The organism is Streptomyces armeniacus (genome assembly GCF_003355155.1).
In the GTDB taxonomy this organism is placed as follows: Bacteria; Actinomycetota; Actinomycetes; order Streptomycetales; family Streptomycetaceae; genus Streptomyces; species Streptomyces armeniacus.
Map to the genome: position 1 here is coordinate 1,534,512 of NZ_CP031320.1, position 24,050 is coordinate 1,558,561.

At 71.0% G+C, this 24,050-nt stretch carries 20 protein-coding genes; 15 read left to right on the forward strand and 5 right to left on the reverse strand.

The features are described from left to right. Nucleotides 1–123 precede the first annotated feature (123 nt). The 12 genes from DVA86_RS06755 (at nucleotide 124) to metK (ending at nucleotide 14,104) form a co-directional block, all read left to right on the forward strand. Nucleotides 124–1,110, forward strand: coding sequence for an aspartate carbamoyltransferase catalytic subunit (locus tag DVA86_RS06755; RefSeq protein WP_208876570.1), 987 nt, complete (start codon nucleotides 124–126; stop codon nucleotides 1,108–1,110). Then, on the forward strand, nucleotides 1,107–2,399 hold the full coding sequence (locus DVA86_RS06760; protein ID WP_208876572.1) for a dihydroorotase: 1,293 nt from the start codon (nucleotides 1,107–1,109) through the stop codon (nucleotides 2,397–2,399). The genes DVA86_RS06755 and DVA86_RS06760 overlap by 4 nt, the downstream gene beginning before the upstream one ends. Continuing rightward, entirely contained in the window at nucleotides 2,396–3,055 is a 660-nt protein-coding gene (locus DVA86_RS06765; protein ID WP_245996375.1) for a PH-like domain-containing protein, read from the forward strand. The genes DVA86_RS06760 and DVA86_RS06765 overlap by 4 nt, the downstream gene beginning before the upstream one ends. Continuing rightward, on the forward strand, nucleotides 3,052–4,251 hold the full coding sequence (carA, locus tag DVA86_RS06770) for a glutamine-hydrolyzing carbamoyl-phosphate synthase small subunit (RefSeq protein ID WP_208876577.1): 1,200 nt from the start codon (nucleotides 3,052–3,054) through the stop codon (nucleotides 4,249–4,251). The genes DVA86_RS06765 and carA overlap by 4 nt, the downstream gene beginning before the upstream one ends. Continuing rightward, nucleotides 4,244–7,564: a carbamoyl-phosphate synthase large subunit gene (gene carB / locus DVA86_RS06775; protein ID WP_208876582.1), complete on the forward strand. Its 3,321-nt coding sequence runs from the start codon at nucleotides 4,244–4,246 to the stop codon at nucleotides 7,562–7,564. The genes carA and carB overlap by 8 nt, the downstream gene beginning before the upstream one ends. A 5-nt stretch (nucleotides 7,565–7,569) precedes the next feature. After that, nucleotides 7,570–8,691, forward strand: coding sequence for a quinone-dependent dihydroorotate dehydrogenase (locus DVA86_RS06780; RefSeq protein ID WP_208876584.1), 1,122 nt, complete (start codon nucleotides 7,570–7,572; stop codon nucleotides 8,689–8,691). Further along, complete coding sequence (gene pyrF / locus DVA86_RS06785) at nucleotides 8,688–9,545, forward strand: orotidine-5'-phosphate decarboxylase (RefSeq protein WP_208876586.1); 858 nt, start codon at nucleotides 8,688–8,690, stop codon at nucleotides 9,543–9,545. Before DVA86_RS06780 ends, pyrF begins: the two co-directional genes overlap by 4 nt. A 351-nt stretch (nucleotides 9,546–9,896) precedes the next feature. After that, nucleotides 9,897–10,220 carry an integration host factor, actinobacterial type gene (gene mihF / locus DVA86_RS06790; RefSeq protein WP_028431629.1) on the forward strand — a complete coding sequence of 108 codons (324 nt, stop codon included), beginning with the start codon at nucleotides 9,897–9,899 and terminating at the stop codon, nucleotides 10,218–10,220. 50 nt (nucleotides 10,221–10,270) lie between these two features. Next, nucleotides 10,271–10,867, forward strand: a complete 597-nt coding sequence (gene gmk, locus DVA86_RS06795) for a guanylate kinase (RefSeq protein WP_208876587.1) — start codon at nucleotides 10,271–10,273, stop codon at nucleotides 10,865–10,867. Nucleotides 10,868–10,895: 28 nt separating this feature from the next. Next, nucleotides 10,896–11,168 (forward strand): DNA-directed RNA polymerase subunit omega, encoded by a 273-nt coding sequence (rpoZ, locus tag DVA86_RS06800; protein WP_027751092.1) that lies wholly within the window; start codon nucleotides 10,896–10,898, stop codon nucleotides 11,166–11,168. A gap of 229 nt (nucleotides 11,169–11,397) precedes the next feature. Continuing rightward, entirely contained in the window at nucleotides 11,398–12,621 is a 1,224-nt protein-coding gene (gene coaBC / locus DVA86_RS06805; RefSeq protein ID WP_208876588.1) for a bifunctional phosphopantothenoylcysteine decarboxylase/phosphopantothenate--cysteine ligase CoaBC, read from the forward strand. 274 nt (nucleotides 12,622–12,895) lie between these two features. Then, on the forward strand, nucleotides 12,896–14,104 hold the full coding sequence (metK, locus tag DVA86_RS06810) for a methionine adenosyltransferase (protein ID WP_208876590.1): 1,209 nt from the start codon (nucleotides 12,896–12,898) through the stop codon (nucleotides 14,102–14,104). A gap of 90 nt (nucleotides 14,105–14,194) precedes the next feature. On the opposite strand, the gene DVA86_RS06815 is transcribed toward metK, so the two are convergent. Genes DVA86_RS06815 through DVA86_RS06830 form a run of 4 tightly spaced genes read right to left on the reverse strand, consistent with a single transcriptional unit; the run spans nucleotide 14,195 to nucleotide 19,502 of the window. Beyond that, the gene (locus tag DVA86_RS06815) at nucleotides 14,195–15,322 is read right to left on the reverse strand and encodes a hypothetical protein (RefSeq protein WP_208876591.1); all 1,128 of its coding nucleotides are present in this window, start codon (nucleotides 15,320–15,322) and stop codon (nucleotides 14,195–14,197) included. Next, nucleotides 15,319–17,265: an nSTAND3 domain-containing NTPase gene (locus DVA86_RS06820; protein WP_342776409.1), complete on the reverse strand. Its 1,947-nt coding sequence runs from the start codon at nucleotides 17,263–17,265 to the stop codon at nucleotides 15,319–15,321. The genes DVA86_RS06815 and DVA86_RS06820 overlap by 4 nt, the downstream gene beginning before the upstream one ends. 47 nt (nucleotides 17,266–17,312) lie before the next feature. Further along, nucleotides 17,313–18,128 (reverse strand): toll/interleukin-1 receptor domain-containing protein, encoded by an 816-nt coding sequence (locus DVA86_RS06825; protein ID WP_208876594.1) that lies wholly within the window; start codon nucleotides 18,126–18,128, stop codon nucleotides 17,313–17,315. A 54-nt stretch (nucleotides 18,129–18,182) separates the two neighbouring features. Next, nucleotides 18,183–19,502, reverse strand: coding sequence for a helix-turn-helix domain-containing protein (locus tag DVA86_RS06830; RefSeq protein WP_208876595.1), 1,320 nt, complete (start codon nucleotides 19,500–19,502; stop codon nucleotides 18,183–18,185). Between the two features lie 287 nt (nucleotides 19,503–19,789). Between DVA86_RS06830 and DVA86_RS06835 the strand changes: the two genes are divergently transcribed. Together DVA86_RS06835 and DVA86_RS06840 are read left to right on the forward strand one after the other, a co-directional pair. Then, nucleotides 19,790–20,242 (forward strand): SPW repeat protein, encoded by a 453-nt coding sequence (locus tag DVA86_RS06835; protein ID WP_208876596.1) that lies wholly within the window; start codon nucleotides 19,790–19,792, stop codon nucleotides 20,240–20,242. A 184-nt stretch (nucleotides 20,243–20,426) separates the two neighbouring features. Next, nucleotides 20,427–22,592, forward strand: coding sequence for a primosomal protein N' (locus tag DVA86_RS06840; RefSeq protein WP_208876597.1), 2,166 nt, complete (start codon nucleotides 20,427–20,429; stop codon nucleotides 22,590–22,592). Between the two features lie 31 nt (nucleotides 22,593–22,623). Here DVA86_RS06840 and DVA86_RS06845 read toward each other — a convergent pair whose 3' ends face one another. After that, on the reverse strand, nucleotides 22,624–22,839 hold the full coding sequence (locus tag DVA86_RS06845) for a DUF5988 family protein (protein WP_208876598.1): 216 nt from the start codon (nucleotides 22,837–22,839) through the stop codon (nucleotides 22,624–22,626). Between the two features lie 289 nt (nucleotides 22,840–23,128). Here DVA86_RS06845 and DVA86_RS06850 point away from each other — a divergent pair, with 289 nt between their 5' ends. Then, nucleotides 23,129–23,941 carry a 4'-phosphopantetheinyl transferase family protein gene (locus tag DVA86_RS06850; RefSeq protein WP_208876603.1) on the forward strand — a complete coding sequence of 271 codons (813 nt, stop codon included), beginning with the start codon at nucleotides 23,129–23,131 and terminating at the stop codon, nucleotides 23,939–23,941. The last annotated feature ends 109 nt before the right edge of the window (nucleotides 23,942–24,050 follow it).

Below are 24,050 nucleotides of genomic sequence, written 5' to 3' on the forward strand. Positions count from 1 at the left end.
GCACTCGCGCCCGCGACAGCGACCGCCCAGGGACAGGCGAACTCCGGCCGTACGACGGGCCGGCGGACCCGGCGCCCGGGCATACGCACGCCAGCACACCTCCTCACCCACGTAAGGCATCAGATGAAGCGTCACCTCATCTCGGCCGCAGACCTCACCCGCGACGACGCCGTCCTCATCCTCGACACCGCCGAGGAGATGGCACGCGTGGCGGACCGGCCGATCAAGAAACTGCCGACCCTGCGCGGACGCACCGTCGTCAACCTGTTCTTCGAGGACTCCACGCGCACCCGGATCTCCTTCGAGGCCGCGGCCAAGCGGCTGTCCGCCGACGTCATCAACTTCTCCGCCAAGGGCTCGTCCGTCTCAAAGGGCGAGTCGCTCAAGGACACCGCGCTCACCCTGGAGGCGATGGGCGCCGACGCCGTCGTCATCCGGCACCACGACTCCGGCGCCCCGCACCGGCTGGCCACCTCCGGCTGGATCGGCGGCTCGGTCGTCAACGCCGGCGACGGCACCCACGAGCACCCGACGCAGGCGCTGCTCGACGCGTTCACCATGCGCCGCCGGCTGACCGGCGGCGAGGGCCACGACCTGTCCGGGCGGCACATCACGATCGTCGGGGACGTCCTGCACAGCCGCGTCGCCCGGTCCAACGTGCACCTGCTGAGCACCCTCGGCGCCCGCGTCACGCTGGTCGCCCCGCCCACACTCGTACCGGTCGGCATCGGCAGCTGGCCCTGCGAGGTGAGCTACGCCCTGGACCCGGTGCTCACCAAGTCCGACGCCGTGATGATGCTCCGCGTGCAGCGCGAGCGGATGAAGGACGCCTTCTTCCCGACCGAGCGCGAGTACGCCCGTCGCTACGGCCTCGACGGCGAACGCATGGCCCGGATGCCCGAGCACGCGCTGGTCATGCACCCCGGCCCGATGAACCGCGGCATGGAGATCACCGCCGAGGTCGCCGACTCGCCCCGCTGCACCGCCGTCGAGCAGGTCACCAACGGCGTCAGCATCCGGATGGCCGTGTTGTACCTGCTGCTCGGCGGCAGCGAGCCCGCCGTCACGACCGTCCCCGCCGCCCGTACCGAGGAGAGCAACCCGTCATGAGCGAAACCAGGACCCTGATCCGCGGCGCGAAGATCCTCGGCGGCGAACCGCGGGACGTGCTGCTCGACGGCGGCGTCATCGCGGAGGTCGGCGCCTCGCTGGAGGCCGCGGACGCGCGGATCATCGAGGCCGCCGGGAACGTGCTGCTGCCCGGCCTCGTCGACCTGCACACGCATCTGCGCGAGCCCGGCCGCGAGGACTCCGAGACGGTGCTCACCGGCACCAGGGCCGCCGCGCAGGGCGGGTTCACCGCCGTGCACGCGATGGCCAACACCTTCCCCGTCGCCGACACCGCGGGCGTCGTCGAACAGGTCTGGCGGCTCGGCCGGGAGTCCGGCTACTGCGATGTGCAGCCGGTCGGCGCCGTCACCGTCGGGCTGGAGGGCAAGCAGCTCGCGGAGCTGGGCGCGATGTACGACTCGGCGGCCGGCGTCCGGGTGTTCTCCGACGACGGCAAGTGCGTGGACGACGCGGTGATCATGCGGCGCGCGCTGGAGTACGTGAAGGCCTTCGACGGCGTCGTCGCCCAGCACGCCCAGGAGCCGCGGCTCACCGAGGGCGCGCAGATGAACGAGGGCATCGTCTCCGCCGAGCTCGGCCTCGGCGGCTGGCCCGCTGTCGCCGAGGAGTCGATCATCGCCCGCGACGTGCTGCTCGCCGCACACGTCGGCTCCCGGGTGCACATCTGCCATGTCTCGACGGCCGGTTCGGTGGAGATCATCCGCTGGGCCAAGTCGAAGGGCTGGGCGGTCACCGCCGAGGTCACCCCGCACCACCTGCTGCTCACCGACGAGCTGGTGCGCTCGTACGACCCGGTCTTCAAGGTGAACCCGCCACTGCGCACCGAGGCCGACGTGCTGGCCCTGCGCGAGGCGCTGGCCGACGGCACCATCGACTGCGTCGCCACCGACCACGCGCCGCACCCGCACGAGGACAAGGACTGCGAGTGGGGCGCCGCGGCCATGGGCATGGTGGGCCTGGAGACGGCGCTGTCCGTCGTACAGCAGACGATGGTCGACACCGGGCTGCTCGACTGGGAGCGGGTCGCCGACCGGATGTCCGTACGGCCCGCGGCCATCGGCCGCCTCGAGGGCCACGGCCGGCCCGTCTCGCCTGGTGAGCCCGCCAACCTGACGCTCGTCGATCCCGCATACCGTGGCCCGGTGAACCCCGCGGGCTTCGCCTCCCGCAGCCGCAACACCCCGTACGCGGGCCGCGAGCTGCCGGGGCGCGTCACGCACACGTTCCTGCGGGGGTCGGCCACGGTCTTGGACGGGAAACTGGCGTGAACCACCTCATCGAACTGGCCGCCGAGCAGAAGTCCCAGGAGGTCACCGACTGGGCGGAACGCATCGGCTGGACCGTCGGGCTGCTGCTGTTCGTGGTGCTGATGTACTGGCTGATGCGGCAGGGCTGGAAGTGGCGCGGCACGCTGCAGAGCGACCTGCCCGAGCTGCCCGCCGCGCCCGCCGCGCCCGCCGACTCCGAGTCCGTACGGCTCCGCATGTCCGGGCGGTACCACGGCTCGACGACGGCCGGGCAGTGGCTCGACCGGGTCGTCGCCCGCGGCCTGGGCACCCGCAGCAGGGTGGAGCTCACGCTGACGGACGCGGGGCTGGACGTCGTACGGCCCGGTGCGCAGGACTTCTTCGTCCCCGCCCGGCAGCTGCGCGGCGCCCGGCTCGACAAGGGCATCGCGGGCAAGGTGCTCACCGAGGGCGGCCTGCTGGTCGTCACCTGGGAGCACGGCGGCCGCGAGCTCGACTCCGGTTTCCGCTCCGACCATGCGGCCGCGCACCCGGAGTGGGCCGAGGCCGTACGCGCCCTCGCGGGGGAGAGCGGCCCCGCCGGCGACGGCCCCGCCGAGGACGCCGGGGCCCCCGAACTTCACGACCAGGCCGCCGGGCGGCAACCGGCCCGGCGCACCCAGGGAGACGCACCATGACGACGTCCACGAGAGCCCCGAAGACCCCCGCCGTCCTCGTACTGGAGGACGGGCGCACCTTCCGCGGGCGGGCCTACGGCGCCGTCGGCGAGACCGTCGGCGAGGCCGTCTTCAGCACCGGCATGACCGGCTACCAGGAGACCCTGACCGACCCCTCGTACCACCGCCAGGTGGTCGTGATGACCGCGCCGCACATCGGCAACACCGGCGTCAACGACGAGGACCCGGAGTCCCGGCGGATCTGGGTGGCCGGCTATGTCGTACGCGACCCCGCACGCGTCCCGTCCAACTGGCGCTCCGTACGCGGCCTCGGCGAGGAGCTGGAGGCGCAGGGCGTCGTCGGCATCAGCGGCATCGACACCCGCGCCCTCACCCGCCATCTGCGCGAGCGCGGCGCCATGCGCGTCGGCATCTTCTCCGGCGACGCGCTGCGCCCGCGGGGACCGCAGGGCGAGCCCGCGGACGAGGGCGAACTGCTCGCACGGGTGCGCTCGGCGCCGCAGATGGCCGGCGCGGACCTGTGCGGCGAGGTCGCCACCACGGAGCCGTACGTCGTGCCCGCGGTCGGGGAGAAGCGTTTCACCGTCGCCGCCGTCGACCTCGGCATCAAGGGCATGACGCCGCGGCGGATGGCCGAGCGCGGCATCGAGGTGCACGTGCTGTCCGCGTCCGCGTCGCTCGACGACGTGTACGCGGTCAACCCCGACGGGGTGTTCTTCTCCAACGGCCCCGGCGACCCCGCCACCGCCGAGCACCCCGTTGCCCTCATGCGGGGCGTACTGGAGCGCGGCACCCCGCTGTTCGGCATCTGCTTCGGCAACCAGATCCTGGGCCGCGCGCTCGGCTTCGGCACCTTCAAGCTGAAGTACGGGCACCGCGGCATCAACCAGCCCGTACAGGACCGGGGCACCGGCAAGGTCGAGGTCACCGCGCACAACCACGGCTTCGCCGTCGACGCGCCGCTCGACACGGTCAGCGACACCCCGTACGGCCGGGCCGAGGTCTCGCACGTCTGCCTGAACGACGGAGTGGTCGAGGGCCTGCGGCTGCTCGACCGGCCCGCGTTCAGCGTCCAGTACCACCCCGAGGCGGCGGCCGGACCGCACGACGCCGCCTACCTGTTCGACCGGTTCGCCGACCTCATGCGGGACGGCGCGCCGGACAGCACATCCCCGATGGAGGGCCAGCGTGCCTAAGCGCACCGATATCCAGTCCGTGCTCGTCATCGGCTCGGGTCCGATCGTCATCGGCCAGGCAGCCGAGTTCGACTACTCCGGCACCCAGGCGTGCCGTGTGCTCAAGTCCGAGGGCCTGCGCGTGATCCTGGTCAACTCCAACCCCGCCACGATCATGACCGACCCGGAGATCGCCGACGCCACGTACGTCGAGCCGATCACCCCGGAGTTCGTGGAGCGCATCATCGAACGCGAGCGCCCCGACGCGCTCCTGCCCACCCTGGGCGGCCAGACCGCGCTGAACGCCGCGATCTCCCTGCACGAGTCCGGCGCGCTGCGGGCGTACGACGTCGAGCTGATCGGCGCCAGCGTCGAGGCGATCAACAAGGGCGAGGACCGCGACCAGTTCAAGGACGTCGTGGCCGCCGTGAAGGCCCGTACGGGCCACGGCGACTCCGCGCGTTCGGTCGTCTGCCACTCCATGGAGGAGGTGCTGGCGGGTGTCGAGGGCCTGGGCGGCTTCCCCGTCGTCGTACGCCCCTCCTTCACCATGGGCGGCGCGGGCTCCGGCTTCGCGCACGACGAGGACGAGCTGCGCCGCATCGCCGGGCAGGGGCTGACGCTGTCGCCGACCACCGAGGTGCTGCTGGAGGAGTCGATCCTCGGCTGGAAGGAGTACGAGCTGGAGCTGATGCGCGACCGCAACGACAACGTGGTCGTCGTCTGCTCCATCGAGAACTTCGACCCGATGGGCGTCCACACCGGCGACTCGATCACCGTCGCCCCGGCGATGACGCTGACCGACCGCGAGTACCAGACCCTCCGGGACATCGGCATCGCGGTCATCCGCGAGGTCGGCGTGGACACCGGCGGCTGCAACATCCAGTTCGCGGTCAACCCGGAGGACGGCCGGATCGTCGTCATCGAGATGAACCCGCGCGTGTCCCGTTCCTCCGCGCTCGCGTCCAAGGCGACCGGCTTCCCGATCGCGAAGATCGCCGCGCGGCTGGCCGTCGGCTACACGCTGGACGAGATCCCGAACGACATCACCGAGCAGACCCCCGCCTCGTTCGAACCCACCCTGGACTACGTGGTGGTGAAGGCGCCGCGGTTCGCGTTCGAGAAGTTCCCGGCGGCGGACGCCACCCTCACGACCACCATGAAGTCGGTCGGCGAGGCCATGGCCATCGGCCGCAACTTCCCCGAGGCGCTGAACAAGGCGCTCCGTTCGCTGGAGAAGAAGGGCTCGCAGTTCGACTTCGCGACCCCGCTCGCCGAACTCCCCGGCAAGGACGCCCTGCTGGCCGACGCCGCCCGCCCCACCGACGGCCGCATCAACACCGTGATGGCCGCCATCCGCGCCGGTGCGACCCAGGAGGAGGTGTTCGACGCCACGAAGATCGACCCGTGGTTCACCGACCAGCTGTTCCTGATCAAGGAGATCGCGGACGAACTCGCCGCCGCCGAGCGCCTCGACACCGAACTCCTCGCCGAGGCCAAGCGGCACGGCTTCTCCGACGCGCAGATCGCCGCCGTACGCGAGCTGCGCGAGGACGTCGTACGCGAGGTGCGCCACGCCCTGGGCGTACGGCCGGTCTACAAGACGGTCGACACCTGCGCCGCCGAATTCGCCGCCCGCACGCCGTACTTCTACTCCTCCTACGACGAGGAGACCGAGGTGGCGCCCCGCGAGAAGCCCGCCGTGATCATCCTCGGCTCCGGGCCCAACCGCATCGGCCAGGGCATCGAGTTCGACTACTCCTGCGTCCACGCCTCGTTCGCGCTGAGCGCCGCCGGCTACGAGACCGTCATGGTCAACTGCAACCCGGAGACCGTCTCCACCGACTACGACACCTCCGACCGGCTCTACTTCGAGCCGCTCACCCTCGAGGACGTACTGGAGATCGTGCACGCCGAACGGCAGGCCGGCCCCGTCGCGGGCGTCATCGTCCAGCTCGGCGGGCAGACACCGCTCGGCCTGGCGCAGGGCCTCAAGGACAACGGCGTACCCGTCGTCGGCACCTCGCCCGAGGCCATCAACCTCGCCGAGGAGCGCGGCGCCTTCGGCCGCGTGCTGACCGACGCCGGGCTGCCCGCGCCCAAGTACGGCACCGCGTACTCCTTCGAGCAGGCCCGGCACATCGCCGCCGAGATCGGCTTCCCGGTCATGGTCCGGCCCTCGTACGTGCTCGGCGGGCGCGGCATGGAGATCGTGTACGACGAGCCGTCGCTGGGGGAGTACCTCACCCGGCACGCCGGACTCATGTCCGAGCACCCGGTGCTGATCGACCGCTTCCTCGACGACGCCATCGAGATCGACGTCGACGCCCTCTACGACGGCCACGAGCTCTACCTCGGCGGCGTCATGGAACACATCGAGGAGGCCGGCATCCACTCCGGCGACTCCGCCTGCGCGCTGCCCCCGATCACCCTCGGCGGCTTCGACGTCAAGCGGCTGCGGAAGTCGACGGAGGCCATCGCCAAGGGCGTCGGCGTACGCGGGCTGATCAACATCCAGTTCGCGCTGTCCGGGGACATCCTCTACGTCCTGGAGGCCAACCCGCGCGCCTCCCGCACCGTCCCCTTCACCTCCAAGGCCACCGCCGTACCGTTGGCCAAGGCCGCCGCCCGGATCTCCCTCGGCGCGACCGTCGCCGAACTGCGCGCCGAGGGCATGCTCCCGGCCGCGGGCGACGGCGGCACGCTGCCGATGGACGCGCCGATCTCGGTCAAGGAGGCCGTCCTGCCGTGGACCCGCTTCCGCGACGTCCAGGGCCGCGGCGTGGACACGATCCTGGGCCCGGAGATGCGTTCCACCGGCGAGGTCATGGGCATCGACTCGGTCTTCGGCACGGCGTACGCGAAGTCGCAGGCCGCCGCGTACGGCGCGCTGCCGACCAAGGGCCGCGCCTTCGTCTCCGTCGCCAACCGCGACAAGCGCTCCATGATCTTCCCGGCCCGCGAACTCGTGGGGCTGGGCTTCGAGCTGCTCGCCACCTCCGGCACCGCCGAGGTGCTCAGGCGGAACGGCATAGAGGCCAAGGTCGTACGCAAGCAGAGCGAGGGCGAGGGCGCGCACGGCGAAAAGACCATCGTGCAGCTCATCCACGACGGCATGGTCGACCTCATCATCAACACCCCCTACGGCACCGGCGGGCGCCTCGACGGCTACGACATCCGTACGGCCGCCGTCGCCCGCTCCGTGCCCTGCCTGACCACCGTCCAGGCGCTGGCCGCGGCCGTGCAGGGCATCGAGGCGCTGGGGCGCGGCGAGGTGGGCGTGCGCTCCCTGCAGGAGCACGCCGAGCACCTGACCGCGGCGCGGGAGGCGTGAGGCCGGTGAGCGCGTACGGACTGCTGTTCCGGCTCGTACTGCGGCGGCTGGACCCGGAGGACGCGCACCGGGCGGCGTTCGCGCTGATCCGGGCGGTCGCCCGGGTGCCGGTGCTGCGCACCTTCGCCGCGGCGTATCTCGCGCCGCGGCACCGCGAGCTGCGTACGGAGGCGCTGGGGCTGCGGATGCACGGGCCGTTCGGGCTGGCGGCCGGCTTCGACAAGAACGCCACCGGCATCGACGGCCTGAGCATGCTCGGCTTCGACCACGTGGAGATCGGCACCGTGACCGGGCAGCCACAGCCCGGCAACGAGCGGACGCGGCTATTCCGGCTGACCGCGGACCGCGCCCTGATCAACCGCATGGGCTTCAACAACGACGGCTCCGCCGCCGTCGCCGCCCGGCTCGCGGCCCGCAGGCCCGCGTTCCGTACGGTGGTCGGCGTCAACATCGGCAAGACCAAGGCCGTCCCCGAATCGGGTGCCGTCGCGGACTACGTCACCTCGGCGGAACGGCTCGCCCCGTACGCCGACTACCTGGTCGTCAACGTGTCGTCGCCCAACACCCCCGGCCTGCGCGACCTCCAGGCGGCAGACCGGCTGCGGCCCCTGCTCACGGCCGTACGCGAGGCCGCCGACCGCGCCGTCACCGGGCGCCGCGTGCCGCTGCTGGTGAAGATCGCGCCTGACCTCGCCGACGAGGACGTCGACGCCGTCGCCGACCTCGCCGCCGACCTCGGCCTTGACGGGATCATCGCCACCAACACCACCATCGCCCGCGACGGACTGGGCCTGACCTCGGACCCGGCGCTCACGGCCGAGACCGGCGGCCTCTCCGGCGCACCCCTCAGGGAGCGCTCCCTGGAGGTCCTGCGCCGCCTGTACGCGCGGGTCGGCGACCGGCTCACGCTGGTGGGCGCCGGCGGCATCACCGACGCGGAGGACGCCTGGCAGCGCATCCTGGCCGGCGCCGGCCTCGTACAGGGCTACACCGCTTTCGTCTACGAGGGCCCGCTGTGGTCCCGCACCCTGCACAAGGGCCTGGCCGCGCGCCTGCGGGTTAGCCCGTACGCCACGCTCGCGGAGGCGGTCGGCGCCGACGCACGGACCCGTAAGGCGGACGCATGAGCACGCACTCGCCCGGAACGGACCCCCGCGCCCCCTTCGGCGCCCGGCTGCGGCACGCCATGGACACCCGCGGGCCGCTGTGCGTGGGCATCGACCCGCACCCGTCGCTGCTCGCGGACTGGGGGCTGGACGACGACGTGGAGGGGCTGCGCAACTTCACGCACACCGTGGTGGACGCGCTCGCCGACCGGGTCGCGGTGCTGAAGCCGCAGTCCGCGTTCTTCGAGCGCTTCGGCTCCGCGGGCGTCGCCGTGCTGGAAGCGGCCGTGGCACGGGCCCGCGAGGCCGGCGCCCTGGTGCTGATGGACGCCAAGCGCGGCGACATCGGCTCGACCATGGCCGCGTACGCCGACGCGTACCTCCGCGCGGACGCCCCGCTGCACGCGGACGCCGTCACCCTCAGCCCGTTCCTCGGCTTCGGCTCGCTGCGGCCCGCGCTGGACGCGGCACGCGAGTCCGGCTCCGGCGTCTTCGTACTGGCCCTCACCTCCAATCCCGAGGGCGCCGACGTGCAGCGCGCCCGCGGCGCGGACGGCCGTACGGTCGCCCAGGCCGTACTGGACCGGCTGGCGGCCGAGAACGAGGGCGCGGAGCCGCTCGGCTCGTTCGGCGCGGTGGTCGGCGCGACGCTGGCCGAGGCGGACGCCGATCTCGGCATCAACGGCCCGCTCCTCGCACCCGGAATCGGGGCCCAGGGGGCGACCGCCGGGGATCTGCGGCGGGTCTTCGGAAGCGCCGCGGGGAACGTGCTGCCGAGCGTCAGCAGGGGCGTACTGCGGCACGGTCCGGACCCGGAAGCACTGCGGAAAGCCGCCCGGATCGAGGCGGAACAGCTCGCAGAAGCCATCGGCTGAGCTTGGACCGCCCATAAAGTCGCGGTAATTTGCCCTGGAATGTCCTGGTCAGTTGAGGCTGACCAGGACTTTTCCGCTGTTCTCGCTGACTCAGCGGCCTTCGACCGCTAGTCTCCGACGAGAGCACCGCGAACCCGGGGGGACATCCCAGGTCCGGAGACTGCGGCGTGGGGTCTCCCCAGGCCCGAAGGGTCCAGGGGGCCTCCCTGGGCCCGAAGGACCGAGGCATGGGGTCTCCCCAGGTCCGAAGGACCGAGGGGACGTGTTGCTCGTTGCTCCGCAGGTGCGGGGCCACTAGGTTCCTCACCGATCATCCATATCCGACAGTTCGACATCCGAGGTGACGTAGGCGTGGCTCTTCCGCCCCTTACCCCTGAACAGCGCGCAGCCGCGCTCGAGAAGGCCGCCGCGGCTCGCCGGGAGCGCGCCGAGGTCAAGAATCGGCTCAAGCATTCCGGCGCGACCCTGCACGACGTGATCAAGCAGGGCCAGGAGAACGACGTCATCGGCAAGATGAAGGTCTCCGCCCTCCTCGAGTCGCTGCCCGGCGTGGGCAAGGTCCGCGCCAAGCAGATCATGGAGCGTCTCGGGATCTCCGAGAGCCGCCGGGTGCGCGGGCTCGGCTCCAACCAGATCGCCGCACTGGAGCGCGAGTTCGGCGGGGCGTCGGCCTGAGCCTTGACCTGACGTTTCCAGCGACCTCTGGAAACCTGGATAATCGCTCCATGACTACTGCTGTCTCCCGGGGGGCGACCCCCGCACCCCCGGAAGCACGCACGCGGCTGACCGTGCTCTCCGGCCCCTCAGGGGTCGGCAAGAGCACGGTCGTCGCTCATCTGCGCAAGGAACACCCCGAGGTGTGGCTGTCGGTCTCGGCCACCACCCGCAGACCGCGCCCCGGCGAGCGGCACGGCGTCGAGTACTTCTTCATGGACGGCGAGGAGTTCGACAAGCTGATCGCCAACGGCGAGCTGCTGGAGTGGGCCGAGTTCGCGGGCAACCGCTACGGCACGCCGCGCAGGGCCGTGCTGGACCGGCTGGAGGCCGGGTCGCCGGTGCTCCTCGAGATCGATCTCCAGGGTGCCCGGCTGGTCCGCGAGTCCATGCCGGAGGCGCAGCTCGTCTTTCTCGCGCCGCCCAGCTGGGACGAGCTCGTACGCCGCCTGACCGGCCGCGGTACCGAGTCACCGGAGGTCATCGAACGCCGGCTGGCGGCCGCCCGCGAGGAGCTGGCGGCCGAGCCGGAGTTCGACGCGACGCTGGTCAACACCTCCGTCGAGGAGGTCAGCGCGGAGCTGCTAGCCTTGATGAACGTCGAATGACTCCGATCCACCTTCTGGAAGGCAGCGCGTGTCCTCTTCCATCACCACGCCCGAGGGCATCATCAACCCTCCGATTGATGAGCTGCTCGAGGCCACCGACTCGAAGTACAGCCTGGTGATCTACGCCGCGAAGCGTGCGCGTCAGATCAACGCGTACTACTCGCAGCTCGGTGAGGGCCTGCTCGAGTACGTCGGCCCGCTGGTGGACACCCACGTCCACGAGAAGCCGCTCTCCATCTCGCTCCGCGAGATCAACGCGGGCCTGCTGACGTCCGAGGCCATCGAGGCCCCGCCGCAGTAACGTCCCGTACGAGAGCGTCCCGTACGAGCTTCACGTCCCACGGGCCCGGCAGCGCGAGCGCCGGGCCCGTGGTGTGTCATGGGGGAGTACGAGGGCCGGGCGGGCCGTCGTAACGGGCGGTCTTCGACCGCTGTGGCGTGCGCGACCGCCGTAACCGCCGGACAGACCGCCGTAACCGCCGGACACGGGTGTCACCGTGGCCGTCACCGTGCGTGGGGAGAGACAGCCGATGGAAGAGCGGGCCAGGCCCAGGGTCGTCCTGGGGGTGGGCGGCGGCATCGCCGCGTACAAGGCGTGTGAGCTGCTGCGCCGTTTCGTGGAGTCCGGACACGAGGTGCGGGCCGTGCCGACCGATTCCGCGCTGCACTTCGTCGGCGAGGCCACGTGGTCGGCGCTCTCGGGCCGGCCCGCGACGACGGAAGTCTGGGAGCACGTCGAGGACGTGCCGCACGTACGCATCGGGCAGACCGCCGATCTGGTCGTCGTCGCCCCGGCGACCGCCGACCTGCTCGCGAAGGCGGCCCACGGGCTCGCGGACGACCTGCTGACGAACACGCTGCTCACCGCGCGCTGCCCGGTCGTGTTCGCGCCCGCCATGCACACCGAGATGTGGGAGCACCCCGCGACCAGGGAGAACGTCGCCACGCTGCGGCGCCGCGGCGCCGTCGTCATCGAACCGGCCGTCGGCCGGCTCACCGGCGTGGACACCGGCAAGGGCCGCCTGCCCGAACCGGGCGAGATCTACGAGCTCTGCCGCCGCGTCCTGGCCCGCGGCCCCGAGGCGGCCGAGCCCGACCTCGCCGGCCGCCACGTCGTGGTCAGCGCCGGCGGCACCCGCGAGCCCTTGGACCCGGTGCGCTACCTGGGCAACCGCTCGTCCGGCAAGCAGGGCTACGCCCTCGCCCGTACCGCCGCCGCCCGCGGTGCCCGCGTCACCCTGGTCGCCGCGAACAGCGTCCTGCCGGACCCGGCGGGCGTGGACGTGGTCCACGCCGGTACGGCGGTGCAGCTGCGGGAGGCCGTCCTGAAGGCGGCGGCCGACGCCGACGCGGTGGTGATGGCGGCGGCGGTGGCTGATTTCCGCCCTGCCGTCTACGCCGAAGGCAAGATCAAAAAAGAGGGGGACAGGGAACCGGAACCGGTCGCACTCACCCGTAACCCAGACATTCTGGCGGAGCTCGCCGGCACCCGCGCCCGCCCCGGACAGCTCGTCGTCGGCTTCGCCGCCGAGACCCACAACGTCTTGGCCAACGGTCGTGCGAAGCTCGCGCGCAAGGGTTGCGACCTTCTTGTGGTGAACGAGGTGGGGGAGCGGAAGACATTCGGCTCGGCGGAGAACGAAGCGGTCATCCTCGCCGCCGACGGCGGCGAGACCCCGGTGCCGTACGGACCCAAGGAAGCGCTCGCCGACACGCTGTGGGACCTGGTCGTACGCCGAATTCCGAAGGGCTGAGGCGGGGCGCCGCGCGGGCCCCGCGGCGCGGCCGCGCGGAGGTCCCGCGAGAGCCCGAAGGAACAGCAGGACAGAATGCGACATCTCCCCTCTTGTCCGGCTGTGGAAAACTCGGCCCGAACCGGTCACGCAGGTCAACGTCGTGTCGCAGTTCGAGACGCACATGATTGGATGCGGGTGGAGATGGATAAACTGGCGGCGACCGTACGTCGGGCGCAGCCTCCGACCGGTCCGCCATGTTCAGCCAGCAGCCGCTGCAACCCCAGGGAGCGATGTGTCCCGCCGCCTGTTCACCTCGGAATCTGTGACCGAGGGTCACCCTGACAAGATCGCTGACCAGGTCAGCGACACCATCCTCGACGCACTCCTGAAGGAGGACCCGCACTCGCGGGTCGCCGTCGAGACACTGATCACCACCGGTCTGGTGCACGTCGCCGGCGAGGTGACCACCAAGGCCTACGCGCCGATCTCCTCGCTCGTGCGCAACAAGATCCTGGACATCGGTTACGACTCGTCCAAGAAGGGCTTCGACGGCGCCTCCTGCGGTGTCTCGGAGTCGATCGGGGCACAGTCCCCCGACATCGCGCAGGGCGTCGACACTGCGTACGAGAAGCGCGTCGAAGGCGATGAGGACGAGCTCGACAAGCAGGGCGCCGGCGACCAGGGCCTGATGTTCGGCTACGCCTGTGACGAGACCGCCGAGCTCATGCCGCTGCCCATCACGCTGGCGCACCGGCTCTCCGAGCGGCTCTCCGCCGTACGCAAGAACGGGACCATCCCGTACCTGCGCCCTGACGGCAAGACCCAGGTCACCATCGAGTACAACGGCGACAAGGCCGTACGCCTCGACACCGTCGTCGTCTCGTCGCAGCACGCGGCCGACATCGACCTGGACTCGCTGCTCGCCCCGGACATCCGCGAGTTCGTCGTCGAGCCGGAGCTGCAGGCCCTGGTGGACGACGGCATCAAGCTGGACACCGAGGGGTACCGGCTGCTGGTCAACCCGACGGGCCGGTTCGAGATCGGCGGCCCGATGGGCGACGCGGGCCTGACCGGCCGCAAGATCATCATCGACACCTACGGCGGCATGGCCCGCCACGGCGGCGGCGCCTTCTCCGGCAAGGACCCGTCCAAGGTGGACCGTTCAGCGGCGTACGCGATGCGCTGGGTCGCGAAGAACGTCGTCGCCGCGGGCCTCGCCAGCCGCTGCGAGGTGCAGGTCGCGTACGCGATCGGCAAGGCCGAGCCGGTGGGCCTCTTCGTGGAGACCTTCGGCACCGCGGCCATCGACGTCGAGAAGATCGAGCAGGCCATCTCGGAGGTCTTCGACCTCCGCCCGGCCGCGATCATCCGCGACCTCGACCTGCTGCGCCCGATCTACGCCCAGACCGCGGCGTACGGCCACTTCGGCCGCAACCTCCCGGACTTCACCTGGGAGCGCACGGACCGCGTCGACGCGCTCCGCAAGGCCGCGGGCCTCTGACCCGCACCGGTCCCTCCACGGAGGCACCGAAGCGCTGAAGCACGACACCGGGGCCCGGCCGCCCTCCGCACCGCGGAGGCCGGCCGGGCCTCAGCCGCACCCGGCGGCGTCTTTGCCCGCGTCACCGGCATCCTCAGCGTCATCGGTTGCGTCAGGGCTCATCCCGGACGGGGCGGGTATGTCGAATCTGGTCCGGATGGCGTCGGCCGCTGTGCCGTGGCCAAGTGCGCCCAACAGTTGCGCCCACTGCTGGGCGAGAAAGGCTGACTCGGCGTCGTCTGGGGCAATTCCCAGGGAAGCGAGCATGGCGCCGAAGCGTTCTGCTCCCATGGCCTCCGGCGATTCCATCGGTTCATGGCCGTTCCCGTACTGATCCGGCGGAGAGTCGTACGGCGGGCCCTGTTCGCGTACCGAAGTCGGAACCGGGTAGGGCACCATGTGCTCGAACAGGTCTGGGATCTCCCTGTTGTTGGCAGCAGAGGACAGTTGCGCGAGAAGGCCGATGTCATCGACGGTCTTCTTGACCTCATCTTCGTTCTTGGTGAGCCACCAGACGACGGCGCTGCCTGTGTCCTTGAGCACGTCCTGACCGAGGTATGTGCGCCTGTCGCACTCGTACTTCCGCTCGTGCTCCCAGAGCACAGTGTCTTTGCGGACAGTCGAGAGCTTCTTGAGCCGCGCGGCGTCGGCGTCGGAGAGGGTGAGCGTCACATCTTCCGCCATGGCGAGAACACGCCCAGTCGCGTCTGCCTTCATCACGCCCAGCACGCCGTTTAACTGGTGTTGTGCGAGTGCGCTTCTACGCGGCGGCTGATTGGCCGTGATCTGCCCGGCACGATGGAGGATCGCGCTGACGGCCAAGCCGCTGTGGCTGACCGGCGGTGCGTCCGGAGCAGCTTCCAAGGGACGCCAGAGGACTGTGGCGGACAACAGGAAGTCGTAGTCGGCCTCGGAACTCGGCAGGCTGACGGCCGTCACTCGTTGTTCACGCCGTTCTGGCTCCGCAACAGGTATGTCCGGCGCCAGGCGGCATTCGCGGGGTATGAATTCCTCGCTCGGTGCGGAGACCTTCGCAGCCGTCAGCGCAGTGACAGGCAGCAGGGTCGCCATGACCGGCCACGTCCACAGAGGCCAGTGGAGGCAGAGGTTGAGGATGGTGAGCAGCAGCCCGACGATCACGGTGAGGAAGACCGTCAGCGTCTTGTGGCCAGAACTCATGGCGCTGTCTCCTGGGGGTCACGTGGATGGGGGGAGGGGAGCTTGACGCCGAGCACTGCCCGGAGCTTCGTGCTGAGCCTGCTGGAGACCTCTGTGTGACTTGCCCGGCTGTCCGATTGGGAGCGGGCGGCCCAATCACGGGCGACGACGTAGAGCTGACTCAGAGCCCGGCTTTCGTGTGCGCAGGCATCTACAAGGATGTCCAGCAACCGTTCACGGTTGAGGATGTCCTCGCTGGCCGCTGTCAGCCAGCGTTGTGCGTACGGCTCCCAGAACGTGCGTGGTTGCTGGTGGACCACGGCTGTCCAGCAGGTGAGGAGTTGCGTGCGGATCTCCGCGTTCGTGATGAGCGGCCGTGTGCGGGACCCCGAGTCGGTGAGCCGTGATGGGGTCGCGAGCTCCAAGAACACCGCGGCGTCACGCTCTTGGGCGATGCGGGGCAGATCACGACAGAGGCGGTGCAGGAGTCGCCGCCACAGGCGGTTGTCTGGGCGGACGAGTTGCAGGAGGGCGTTCCGCGCGTTGTCGGCGGCGGAATTGCACCGATGCCGGGACAGATGGTGGAGACGCACAAGGGCCTGGTCCGGGTGCCGAGTCGCCACCACCTCGGAGCACACGCTGGTCAGCACTCGGGCGAGGCTCTCGGATAGGTTCGGCTCACGAGACCACTCCCAGAGCTCATGACGGAACCGCGCCCCGTACCGTTCATGCTCGAGGCCGTGCATCAGGGCGAGGTATCCGGCTTCAAGGAGATGATCCGACTTGCCCGCAGCTGTCCACTGACAGACGAGCCCGGTCAGGTCGTCGGGACGGTCTACGCGAAGACACTGCTCGGCGAAGCGGTAAATGAGACTGCTCCGTGCCTGACGCCCCAGCGTGGGCCGCTGCACGCAGCGTCCCACCCACGTCCGGAACTGAGGCCGCAGATCAGGGTAGTAAGTCCAGAAGTGTGTACGTACCGCCGCATCATAAGCGAGTAAGTCAAACTGGACCCGACCGTACCCATCCGGCTGTGCTTTGATGTCTGAGAACCGTCGCGTGAGATCCGTGTGGTCCAGTCGCGGTCGTTCATCCACGGGTTGGCGGAGCACACAGAGCAGTTCTTCGTTCGCGCTGAAGATCTCATCCGGCGGGGCTTCATGCAGCATTGCCGTAGAGAGGCACAGGGCACGCCGCTGGCCGTCGTGGAGGACGATGTCCGCTGCCGCATTCCGACTACGGTTGAGGAGTGCACGGATCGCCTCGTCCCGCCACGCCGGGAAGCCCTCGTGTTGCCTGCTTCTCCTCCGTGCGCGTACCACGAGATCGGCGAAAGAGGTGATGGTTTCCATGCCAGGTGAGGAGTCAAGGAACTCCGCCAGTTTCGGTTCCCTCAGCTCCTCGGGAGCCGGGTAAATCTCCGCCAGTCGCAAGCAGCGCCATAGCAGTGCGGCCCCCCGAGGGCGTTCGATCTCCACCGTGTACAGGGAGAAATCGTCATGTGGCCGCTGCTCGAGATGGTGCGGCAGCACGACGACCAGGACCGACCCCCGGGCACGGAGAAGCGGAAGGAAGGCGGCTACTTTGGCCTGCGCCTTGGGGTACCGCGACTCTTCACAGAGCGAAAGATCCAGTAGCAGCCGGTCGTTGTCCCCGATGAGGTCGGGGTCGAGCGAGGGGTCTCCTTCGTCCAGGGTTATCTCGTGGAAGTCGTCGGAATCATGGAAGAGCTTGCTGAGCAGCATCATGGCTGCCGTACGCCTGCCACTTCCCGGCGGACCGGTGAGCAGGACCGCGCCCATCCGGCTCAGAGTGGAGTGCGCCTGGCGGAAACCGTGCGGTTCGATGAAGAGCTGCCTGAGCCGGCCGACGTGTTCGCGGGCGACCGCTCGGCGACGGTCTCTTTGACCGCTCGGCGGAAAGGGTACGGGCGTGTTGAAGATGAGCTGAGGGCCCGGGCCCATGTTGACAGGCCCTTGGCTACCTAGGACCAGGGAATCGAGCCACCTGTTCACTCGCCACCGCCCTCCCGGGCGTTTTTGTCACGGCGGGCCTGGGACTTGCCGAACTCCTGACGAATGCCACCGTCGTTGCTACCTGAGACCTGGTTCGCGCCGTCGCCGGTTTGGTGCACGGAGCCGTAGTACTGAGGGCCCGAACCGGTGTTGACTGGACCTTGCGGACGGTCGAGGAAGGTGCCCACGTCACCTGTGAGACTTCCTATGCCCCCGGTTTGCTGGTTCGTGTAGTCGCCGGTTTGTGTCACCGAGCCATGTACGTCGGCGACGGAGTTGCGCACCGAACCGGAGGGGTGTTGGGGAGCCCTCGTTGCGAAGTCACGGTCCAGCCGACCGAGCCGAGGGACCAGTTCGGCGATGTCGTCACCCAGTTGCGTGATGTCGGTGTTGAAGGTGCGGGCATTGAACTGCCGGTACTGGCGGTGAGCCAGGTCGGCGAGCGCTGCAGGAAGCTCAGCTTCGGTGAGTGGTGCAGTACGTGGGGTGACGAGCACGGGGATGACATGTACGCCGCAGTGCAGTGCTTCCACGATTTCCCGGCGAGTCCAGTCATCAACGTTGTCCAGGGACCGTTGTCCTCGCTCATTGCGGGCAGAGGTCCACTCCGGGCCGATCACTGCAATCAGAACGCTGCACCGGCGGACACCGCTGAGGAGCTTCTCGGGATACTTCTCTCCGGCTTTGATGGACTTGTGGTCCCGGAAGACACTGTCTGAGCCGAACCGTTGGGACAGTTTGTCCTCGATTAGCACGGCACTGCTTGCCTCGTCAGTTGTGCGGTAGTTGACGAAGATTTCCGAGGGGGACATGGCGGTTCCCTTCTGCTGGGACTTGGATGTTCGGCGCACCGGCCTCTGTGCGGCTTAGGTAGCTGCCCCATGCAGGGCTGCGGTGAGGTACGGACTCAGCTCCCGTACGGCCGGATGATCGGGAAATCGGTTCAGAGTGCGTGCTAGCCGCCGTGTGTCCACGTTGGTGGTCGCGGAGGTCACGGCTTCCGAGGCGGCAAATAGGGGACGTACCAGCTCGCAGGCATGGTCGATCTCGCCGGCCGTCGCATGAGCGAGTGCGCGGCGCACGCCGTAGCGGACGTGGGTTCGGAGCGCGTGGCCGGGAATTTGGGCGATTTCACGGTCCAGTACCTCGGCCGCCTCCCTTGGTCGGCCAAGATCGTGCAGGCACCAGCCGGTGATCATGGAGACAGGGTCGGAGAGATGAGTGGTGCCAATGACGGGTGAGTCAGGGTCGGGCCCACTCGCTGCCAGGGATACGCGCGCTCGATCAAGGCCGCGCATGCAAGCGTCGTATCGGCCCGCGAGCGCGTGGCCCTGGGCCTCTTGCTGTGCGGCCAGTCCCCAGATCCTGGGAGGGGGCTCGGCTGCCTGGGCCCGTTCGGCCAGCTCGACGGTCTGGGTGGCGTCGCCGCGGTAGAAGGTGACGAGGGCGCGGCGCACCAGTGCGTACGCGGCGAGGTCGTGGTCGCCGCCCGCGGCTGCCAGCTCCACGGCACGGTCGGTCCACCAGAGCGCCGCTTGGTCGTTGCCCGTCTCCTGGGTCAGCCAGCCGACGTACTCCGCGTACCGCGACGCCAGGGTGAGCAGGCCACGACGAGTGCGGGCTCCCGTACGGGCGGACAGTTCCCGGAGGGTGTGCGTCTGCGCGATGAGGGCGGGGAGGACGATCTCGGGGCTGGCGGTCTGGCCGAGCCGCCGGTACTGGTCGAATAAGGAGCGTGCGCCGTCCAGTAGCGTCGTCCCGTCCGCGGCGGCGGAAGCGGATACGGAGTCGGCGGAGGCAGAGGCAGACGCGGCCGCCGCCCCGATGCCCAGCGCGACGGCTGACGCCGCGCCCACCGCCACCACCTGTCGCCGGCTGACCGGCTGGAACCAGCTGGAGCCGTCCGTGGACAGCTGCATGAGCCACACCTCACCGTCGTCGCTCGTCTCGGGAAGCTCTGCTTCCGGTGACTGCTCGGGCACCAGACCGGCCAGCCGGCCGTCCGCGCTCAGCGCCGCGTCGCAGAGTCGCGCCAGCTGAAGGCCGGGCGGTTTGAGGCCGCGCTCCACCTTGCTGAGCTGGCCCTTGCTGTAGTGCACGAGCTGGCCGAGGCGGGTGAGGGACAGCCCCGCCGCGAGGCGCAGTCTGCGGAGTTCCGGTCCGAATCGGGGCGGCTGATCAGGCACATCGACCTCCGTCAACTCCGTCCGAGCAGCCGCCGGTCACCGGATGTCAGCGTGCGGCAGGCGGTTCGGAGGAACAAGGCGAACGGGACCGTTTCCCGTTTCCTCTCGAAAGGCAACCGGAGAGCGGCGGGGGCGTCGAGATGGCCCGGCCTTGGACGGAATGGGCGATTGCGGAAGAGATAGGGCGGTATCTACCGATAATGACCCGGCGCGCGCACAATGGGACCACAAGCGGTTGACGCCGTACGGCGTGATCGGAAACGTGCGGAAAGAAGGAGGCGAGTCCCGTGGCTGACGTCTCTCGCACCCGAGATGATCTAACTGGTCACCCCGATGCGTCTGAAATGCAAGCCCGGTACGCCCGCATGCTCCACGGGCGCGACGTGGCCCTCGTGGACGGGCCGGTGTTCCTGGTCGGTCTGTACTGTGCCATCTCCCCCTGGACGGTCCACTTCTCCGGCTCGCAGCCCGCGCTCGCGACGCACCACCTCATCGTGGGCATCGCGATCGGCCTGCTGGCGCTCGGCTTCACCATGGCGCCGGCCAGGATGTACGGGCTGAGCTGGGCCATGTGCGCGATGGGCGCTTGGCTGGTGGTGTCGTCCTGGATCGTCGGTGACAGCCCTGACACGGGCGTCATCTGGAACAACATCATCGTCGGCGGCGTCACCTTCCTGCTGGGCGCCATCTGCGCCGTGACAGCGGCGAGGACCGGACGTGAAAGCCGGCCCGCGGCCTGAGGCCCATGGTCTGAGGCCCGCGGCCTACGGTCTGAGGCCCGCGGCCTGACAGTCTGAATGCTGAGGCAAGCCGCGCCCGGCGACCCCGCTGCCCGGACAGCGGTCGCCGGGCGCACCAGTGCCGCGGCCCGTACGTCTCGTACGGGCCGCTTCGCTGTCAGTGCCGTCTGCTAAGACTGGACCTGTGAGCAGCGAGAACGAGCGGAATGAGCGCTCCGCGGCCGAGCCGCCGGAGCAGCTCGCGCTGCTCCGGGAGACCGTGCGGAAGCGGAAGCCGCCGAAGGCGAAGCCGCGCACGTGGCGGGGGGCGGAGACGGCCGCGGAGCGGCCCGTCGCGCGGGTGCTCGTGGACAAGGGCCTGGTCCATCTCGACCGGTATTTCGACTACGCCGTGCCCGCCGCGATGGACGCCGAGGCGCAGCCAGGAGTTCGGGTCCGGGTGCGGTTCGGGGCGGGGGAGCGGGAGGGTCGGCGCGAGGGCGGCAGGCTGATCAACGGCTTCGTCGTGGAGCGCGTCGAGGAGAGCGACTTCCCCGGTGCGCTGGCCCCGATCGCCCAGGTGCTCTCTCCGGAACGGGTGCTCACGCCGGGGCTGTTGCAGCTGTGCCGGGCGGTCGCCGACCGGTACGCCGGCTCCCTCGCCGACGTCGTGCAGCTCGCCGTGCCGCCCCGCATGGCCCGCGCGGAGAAGGCCGAGCCGGTGCCGCCGCCCGCGCCGCCCGCCGTGCCCGCGCCCGGCGGCTGGGCGCGGTATCCGCAGGGTCCGGGGTTCCTCCGCGCCCTCGCCCAGGGGGAGTCGCCGCGTGCCGTGTGGACCGCGCTGCCCGGCCCCGGCTGGCCGGACGAGCTGGCCCGCGCCATGGCCGCCGCGCTCGCCTCCGGCCGCGGCGCCCTCGCCGTGCTGCCCGACGGCCGCGCCGCCGCCCGCGCCGACGCCGCGCTCACCGCGCTGCTCGGCACCGGCCGGCACGTGCTGCTGACGGCCGACGCGGGCCCGGAGGCGCGTTACCGCCGCTGGCTCGCGGTCAACCGCGGCTCCGTGCGGGCCGTGATCGGCACCCGTGCCGCGATGTTCGCGCCCGTACGGGACCTGGGCCTGGTCGCCATCTGGGACGACGGCGAGACCGCGCACAGCGACGACCACGCCCCCCAGCCGCACGCTCGCGAGGTGCTGCTGCTGCGCGCCGCGCACGGGAAGACGGCGTTCCTGCTGGGCGCGCACGCCTGCACGGTCGAGGCGGCTCAGCTCGTCGAGTCGGGCTGGGCGCGGCCGCTGGCGGCGGACCGGGAGACCGTACGGGCCACCGCGCCCCTCATACGTACGGTCGGGGACGGGGACGAGTCGCGCGACCCCGGGGCGCGTTCGGCGCGGCTGCCCAGCGTCGCCTGGCAGACCGTACGGGACGCGCTGGAGCGGGGCCCGGTGCTGGTCCAAGTGCCGCGCCGGGGCTACGTACCGCGGCTGGCGTGCGAGCGCTGCCGCGCCCCCGCCCGCTGCGTGCACTGCCACGGCCCGCTGGAGGCGACGGGCGCGGACGAGCCGCTGCGCTGCACGTGGTGCGCGAGTACGGAGCCGGGCTGGCGGTGCCTGGACTGCGGCGGCTCGCGGCTGCGGGCACGGGCGTTCGGCACGCGGCGTACGGCCGAGGAGCTGGGCCGCGCCTTCCCGGCGGTGCCCGTCCGCACCTCCGGGCGCGACCACATCCTGGACGCCGTGCCGGACGGCCCCGCCCTGGTGGTGTCCACGCCGGGCGCCGAACCGCCCGCCGCCGGGCCGGGTTACGCCGCAGCGCTGCTGCTGGACGGCTGGGCGCTGCTCGGGCGCCCGGACCTGCGGGCCGACGAGGAGGCGCTGCGCCGCTGGATGGCGGCGGCCGCGCTGGTGCGGGGGCAGCGCGAGGGCGGCAGCGTGGTCATCATGGCGGAGCCGTCGCTGCGGCCCGTTCAGGCGCTGCTGCGCTGGGACCCCGCCGGGCACGCCGTACGGGAGCTGGCCGACCGGTCCGAGCTGGGCTTCCCGCCGGTGTCCCGGATGGCGGCGGTCAGCGGCGCGCCGGAGGCCGTCGCGGGCTTCCTGGCCGCCGCCGAACTGCCGCCGGAGGCCGAGGTCCTGGGCCCCGTGCCGCTGCCCGCGCCTCCGCGGAGCCGTCCGTCGGGGGCGCCCGGCACCGCGCGGATACGGGAGGCGCGCGACGTGCCGGAGGAGCGGCGCGACCGCGCGCTCGTACGGGTGCCGCCCGGCCGGGGCGCGGCGTTGGCCACCGCGCTGAAGGAGGCGCAGTCCCGGCGGCTGGCCCGCCGGGAGGGGCCCGCGGTGCAGCTCCGCGTCGACCCGCCGGACATCGGCTGAGGGTCCGTGTGGGTACGGGGCCCGCGTTGGGCTACTCGGCGATGCGCGTCCGGTACGACCACTCGAAGACGTGCACCTTCCCCTGCTCCGTGTCGACGGTCTTGCCGGTGGGGGCGAAGTGCTCGTAGCGGTTGCCCATGAGGATCTTGACGCGGTCGTTCAGGTCGGCGACGTGCAGCAGCCGCTGTGCCCGCTCCAGTGCGCTCGGTCCGCCTGTGAGCAGTGCGTTGGGATGACGTGTGTCCATCTTGACCTCTCCTCGACCGGGTGGGTGGGAGCACCGGATCCCCGCGGAGACCCGCTGGTTAGTTACGGGGATTCTGCCGCCGGGGCCTTACGCGGACCTTGGGCGTTTCTAGCCCGGTACGGAGGGGTCGGGTACGCGGGTCGGTTACGAGGCCGGGCGGGGCCGGGGCGCGCACCGGGCCGTCGCTCGCGGCGGACGGCGTTTAGCCGCGCTTCAGCCGCTGCCGCGACGATGCCGTGCGGATGGCCGTGCGGAACGCGGCGGCCGTACGGGGAGGGGGCCGTACGACGTGATCGAGGAGTTGCTGCCCGCCGCGGCGGAGGTGGCGGAGAGGTACGACGACGCGGCACCGGCACCTCTGTTCGCCGCGGAGGAGGCCGTGGTGGCGCGGGCGGTGCCCGAGCGGCGCCGGGAGTTCGGCACGACGCGGGCGTGCGCCCGTACGGCGCTGGCCGGGCTGGGCGTCGCACCCGCGCCCATCCTGCCGGGGCGGCGCGGGGCGCCGGTCTGGCCCGCGGGCGTGGTCGGCAGCATGACGCACTGCGCGGGCTACCGGGCGGCCGTGGTGGCCCGTGCGGACGAGGTCATGGCGGTCGGCGTGGACGCCGAACCGAACCTGCCGCTGCCCGGACGCCAGGCGCGCGAGCTGGTGACGCTCCCTCAGGAACGGGTCTGGCTTACGGAGTTGCGTGCGTGCAGGCCCGGAGTGTGCTGGGACCGGCTGGTGTTCAGCGCGAAGGAGAGCGTCTACAAGGCGTGGTATCCGCTGACCGGGCGGCCACTGGACTTCGCCGACGCCGAGATCACGTTCGACCCGTGGGCGGGCACGTTCACGGCGCGGCTGGCGGCCGCCGCCGTGGTGGTGAACGGCCGCCGGGTCGCGGCCTTCCACGGGCGCTGGCTGGTACGCGGCGGCCTGCTGCTGACGGCGATCGCGCCGGCGGCGGTGGGGGCGGCCGAGGGGGCGAACACCGCGGCGAGCACGGCGGCGAGCACCGCGGCGACGGGGGCGGTGGCCGTGCCGGGCCGCGGTCCGGTCGCGGGCGGGGACGCGGTGAGGGGGAGCGCCGTACGGGCGCGGGCCGGAGTCATCGACCGCTGAGGGCCCGGGGCGCTGGGCCGGCGCCGTGCCACGCGTACGGGCGGGGCCTCCTCACGACCCGGCGTACGGGCGCGGCCGCCGCACGCCACGGCGTACGGGCGCGCCGTAC